At 55.4% G+C, this 4812-nt stretch carries 4 protein-coding genes; 1 reads left to right on the top strand and 3 read right to left on the bottom strand.

Translation table 11 applies throughout. The features are described 5' to 3' along the window. The 3 genes from prfB to QNK41_RS13585 all read right to left on the bottom strand — a co-directional run. Positions 1-1078, bottom strand: a protein-coding gene (gene prfB, locus QNK41_RS13595) for a peptide chain release factor 2 (protein ID WP_319257819.1) whose coding sequence is annotated in 2 segments (ribosomal slippage) — positions 1-1020 and positions 1022-1078 — 1077 coding nt annotated over the 2 segments. Because the reading frame shifts where the segments join, the coding sequence is not laid out codon by codon here. This gene is flagged as partial in the annotation. Between the two features lie 3 nt (positions 1079-1081). After that, the gene (gene lnt / locus QNK41_RS13590; RefSeq protein ID WP_319257817.1) at positions 1082-2719 is read right to left on the bottom strand and encodes an apolipoprotein N-acyltransferase; all 1638 of its coding nucleotides are present in this window, start codon (positions 2717-2719) and stop codon (positions 1082-1084) included. A 1-nt stretch (position 2720) separates the two neighbouring features. Beyond that, on the bottom strand, positions 2721-3248 hold the full coding sequence (locus QNK41_RS13585) for a hypothetical protein (RefSeq protein ID WP_319257815.1): 528 nt from the start codon (positions 3246-3248) through the stop codon (positions 2721-2723). A gap of 407 nt (positions 3249-3655) precedes the next feature. Between QNK41_RS13585 and QNK41_RS13580 the strand changes: the two genes are divergently transcribed. Next, positions 3656-4669 carry a hypothetical protein gene (locus QNK41_RS13580; protein ID WP_319257813.1) on the top strand — a complete coding sequence of 338 codons (1014 nt, stop codon included), beginning with the start codon at positions 3656-3658 and terminating at the stop codon, positions 4667-4669. Positions 4670-4812: the final 143 nt, after the last annotated feature.

Genomic DNA, 4812 nt, shown 5'->3' with positions numbered 1-4812 from the left:
CACCCCTTCGATGAACACATCGATATCCCCGTCCAGCACGCTGTTCACATTGCCCACATCCAGGCCGATGCGGTGGTCCTTGACCATCTGGTAGGGATGCAGCACGTAGGAACGGATCTGGCTGCCGAAGCCAATATCATCCTTGCCGTCGTGGATCTCCTGCAGCCGCTCGTCCTGCTTGCGTTTTTCCGCCTCGTAAAGCCGGGACTTAAGGACCTTCATGGCCATGTCCTTGTTCCGGTGCTGGGATTTTTCCTGCTGACACTGAACCACGATTCCGCTGGGCAGGTGGGTGATGCGCACGGCGCTGCTGGTCTTATTCACGTGCTGACCTCCGGCGCCGCTGGCACGGAAGACATCGATGCGAAGATCCTTGTCCTCCACGTCAATCTCGATCTCATTGTCCAGTTCCGGATAAACGAAGACAGATGCAAAGGATGTGTGGCGCTTACCGCTGGCGTTGAAGGGAGAAATTCTTACCAGCCGGTGGACGCCGGTCTCCGACTTGAGATATCCATAGGCATATCGGCCGGTGGCGGTGAAGGTGACGCTTTTGATGCCCGCCTCGTCACCGGGCTGGAAATCGACGATGCTGGATTTAAAGCCTTTGCCCTCCACCCATCTCAGGTACATGCGGAAGAGCATCTCCGCCCAATCCTGAGCCTCGGTCCCGCCGGCACCGGCATTAATGGAAATAATGGCATTGTTCTGATCGTCGTCTCCGTCCAGCATCATATCCAGGGAAAACTGATGCAATCGCCGACCCAGCTGGCTGACCTGGCCGGACACTTCCTGCATGGTCTCTGCATCATCCTCTTCTACGGCCAGTTCCAGAAGAATTCCCGCCTCCTCCAGGTCTTTTTCCAAACCGTGAAAGGCGTCGATTCGCAGACCCAGGAGCGATCGTTCCTTCAAAATGGCGGTGGTGGCATCCGGTGTGTCCCAAAACCCATTCAGGGAAATTTCCGCTTCGATTTCCTGGAGTCGTTTTTCCTGGTCAGCCAGGTCAAAGATACTCCTTGAGCTGGTCAAGCTTCTGTCTATGTTCCTTCAGTGTCTGCTTAGCTTCGGTACTCATCGTTTATCTCCTCTTACCGACTATCCGGCTGACCAGCCGTTTAATCCAATCAGGTATATTTATCCGTATGGCTTCTTGCACCGCCTGTCGATCTCGAATCATGGGCCACCCCATCAGCACACCCAGCACGATCAGGCAAACAATCGGCAACACATCCCCGATCCGAGTATAGACCGTCTTGCCAGTCAATATGGGAACCGCTTTGACGACCACCGCATCTTCGAACAAGGCGGTGCGCGCCATGATCCGACCAGCGGGGTCCACAAATCCGCTGATCCCCGTATTGGCGCAACGCACCAGGCTGCGGCGATTCTCGACAGCCCGGAAGACCGCCATGGAAAAATGCTGATATGCCGCACTGCTTTTCCCGAACCAAGCATCGTTGGTCAGGTTAACCAGCACGCCGGCACCGTTTTTCACCAAGGACCGGGAAAGCTCCGGGAAAATGATCTCAAAACAGATCTGCACACCGATGGGCGGCTCATTTTTTCCCCATGCAAGGGTTCGGCCTTTTTCTCCAGACGAGAAGTCACCGACCTGAGCCACCATCTTTCCCACGAACGACAGCAGGTATTTTAAGGGCACATACTCGCCGAAGGGCACCAGGTGAACCTTGTCGTACCGCCCGGTGGCCCGGCCGTCCGCCGCCACCATATAGGCGCTGTTGTAGTAGGCATGACTGCCCGCCGCTCCCTGGACGCTGGGACTTCCCACCAGCAGAGGGATTCCCGCTTTGCGGATGGTGTCGGTTACCAACCGGGTAAGCTTGGGGCTGGCCTCGAAGTAAAACGGGGTCGCCGTTTCTGGCCACACCACCAGATCCGGTTTGTCGGCAACGGCGGACAGCGTTAAATCCAGGTATTTCTTCGTGGTGCCGATCTGAAATGCCGGATCCCATTTCCTGGCCTGGTCGATATTTCCCTGGACCACCGCCACGCGGGGTGATGAAGCCCCGGCAATGGCCTCATCCATGGCCCTGATCCGCATTTTCCCGTATACCAGTCCGAGGCTGATCAGGGTGAGTGGCAGTACGACGGCCAGGATGGCCTGCCACCTTTCCACCGGGTGATCCCGCCATTTTTTCTGCGCAAGGGACAGCAGCAGCACATAGACGGCAGCGTTAAAAAGCACCACCAGGAAAGAGACCCCATACACCCCGAACATATCGGAGATCTGAATGATATGCAACCGATTAAACTGGGAATATCCAACAGTTCCCCAGGTGAACCCGGTCAGTAGAAAACTACGGATATACTCCAGCGCCACCCAGAGAACCGGTGCGAACAGAATCAAGTGTAAAGGTTTTTTGCAAATGCGGACCATCGCCAGTGCAAAAAATCCGGTATAAAGGGCCAGGTATGCGGAAAGCAGCACCAGCAGGGAGACGCACTGCCACCATGGCAGGTAGCCGTAGGTGCGCATGGTGAACACCACCCAGTACAAAAGGGTCAGGTAGTGGGCCAGGCCGGCGATCATCCCGACCCTGAACGCTTCTTGGGGCGTCCGTTCACGCAACGCGATATGCAGGGGTACCAGAGCAAACCAGGCAAGTGCCGAAATCCCTATTTTGGGAAATGCCGCCGTTAGCAACAGTCCGCTGATAATGGCTGGCAGCCATTTGGATTTAAAGTCGATGGTCACGTCAATCCTGTTGGGTAGTTGTCCCGTCCAGGTATTCCCGGACGGCATTGATGGTGAGGGAAAACATCTTGCTGCCGGCAAGTATGGCACAGGCATCGTCCGGGTCGCCACAAACCCCGGCAAAAGCAGGGCCAATGGCCATGGCCGGTTCAGGGATCTGCCCGGCAGCATCCAGCGCGCCAACATATATATCAAGGCGCTTTTTGAGGATATCAAAATAGTCGATGTCCGATCCCATGGTCAGGGAGGCGGAGGCGGAGAGGGTTGTGGAAAAGTCTCTGATTTTGTCCCAAAAATGGTGGGCAAGGGGCGTCTTCAGGCCACTGTCGGCCAAAAAGAAAGCGATCGCCCACCCTACCGAGATAATTCTCAGCAGCTGGATTTCGTATTCCAGCGCCACCCGTTTGTCGGGCACCTCAAGCGGCAGGGCATCCAGGATCGCGTTCATGTCGCCACGATCGATGGCAAATTGAAACAACTGCTCACCGACGCGGGCAACCGTGTTATCCGATTTTTCGGTATCGGTCATGGGACCTTTGGGCCTTCTGTCGAGGTTGATGATTGCCGTCCAGCCTGTCTGCACCAGGCGCATCCAAAACAAAGCACCGCGTCATTCTAAAGAGATGACACACATAAATCAGTCGTCCGACGCGCCGGGGTGGGTTAAGCCGAACGCCGAAACCGATCAACTTTAAATCACCGATCGGGGCAAGTCAAGGCGGCTATCGCCGCGTTGAAGGCTTGAATTATAAACAATTTCATGAGATGAAGGCAGCGTTATCCGGAACAGTCGTCAGCCACTGGCAATTCATCGGTACATAATATTTCCTGAGTTGAGCCTTTTTAGGAAATAGATGGGTTCAGAGCAAGTCAACAATCGACACTATCTATGTTTCATTACAAACAACGGCTGCTATCCCAAGAAAGAGACTGCTCATGCGACCCTTCTCTACGGCGCTGGTTCTTTGCCTACTTGTTTCTCTGCCTGTTTCCCATGTTTTTTCACAACCCCTTGAGCCGGCCGATCAAGGGATGGTCCAACAAGCCAAAAACAGTACTGCCTTTCTCAGTTGGGCTGCCGTCACCTTCGACCTCTCCGCCGGCTACCGCACTGACAAGTTGAACTGGAACATCGCCGGGAACCTGCAGGGAAGCAATCCCAACGTCCGATCCGAGCTCACCTGGCCGGATCTCAGCATCTACCAGCTCAAATTGGCCAATCGCACCGTGATCAAGGATCGTGTCTATATCAGGGGCTACTTGGACTATGGAACGGTGGCCTCCGGCAGCAACCAGGATTCGGACTACAATGGTGACAACCGGACCCAGGAATTCTCACGTTCAGTGAACGGCGTGGACGGAAACGACGTTTGGGATGGGTCTGTCGGTGTCGGCCCCCGTTTTTCCTTTTTTGAATCCACCGTGGTGGTCTGCCCCATGCTTGGTTATGCCATCTCCGAACAGGACCTGAATATCGTGGACGGCTATCAGGCCTTTTCGGCTCCGCCCATGACGACGCCCATAGGCCCCATCGCAGGTCTGGACAGCCGCTTTCAGACCCGCTGGATGGGCCCCTGGCTGGGTGTGGATCTCTTTTTTTCGATTCCCGGCACAGAGGCCCCTTTTAGCAAAGTTGGGGTCATATTTACCGGGGAATACCACTGGGTGGATTATGATGCCGAAGCCAACTGGAATCTGCGCTCGGATTACGCCCACCCCGTCAGCTTTTCCCACGACGCTGAGGGGCGCGGTTATAAGGCGGGAGCAGCGATCCTGTTCGAGATGAAAAACCGCTGGGGCATCCATGCGGGAATGAACGTCAAGGAAATGACCACGGACGCCGGGCTGGACCGCACCTACTATGCAGACGGCACGTCCGGAGACACCCGTCTCAATGAGGTCCGCTGGCGCTCATTCACCTTTGAAGCGGGCGTGTCCCGCCAATTCTGATTGCATTCCGGTAGGCTGATCACAGCAATGGTGGAGAAGCCGAGGCAGCCGTATGTGCATAACGGATGATAGGGTCCGACAGGTGGGAACTGAATCTTGACGGATTCGTAAAAAACCCGATCCGCCTGAGGCGGATAAATATC

Source organism: Desulfosarcina sp. (genome assembly GCF_033791525.1).
Classification (GTDB): Bacteria; Desulfobacterota; Desulfobacteria; order Desulfobacterales; family Desulfosarcinaceae; genus Desulfosarcina.
Note: the sequence above shows the minus strand (reverse complement) of the source record. Positions and strands in the feature narration are given on the sequence as shown.

Excerpts from the sequence above, each read along its gene's own strand:
- QNK41_RS13585 (WP_319257815.1), bottom strand. The coding sequence starts at position 3,248 with ATGACCGATACCGAAAAATCGGATAACACGGTTGCCCGCGTCGGTGAG.
- QNK41_RS13580 (WP_319257813.1), top strand. The coding sequence starts at position 3,656 with ATGCGACCCTTCTCTACGGCGCTGGTTCTTTGCCTACTTGTTTCTCTG.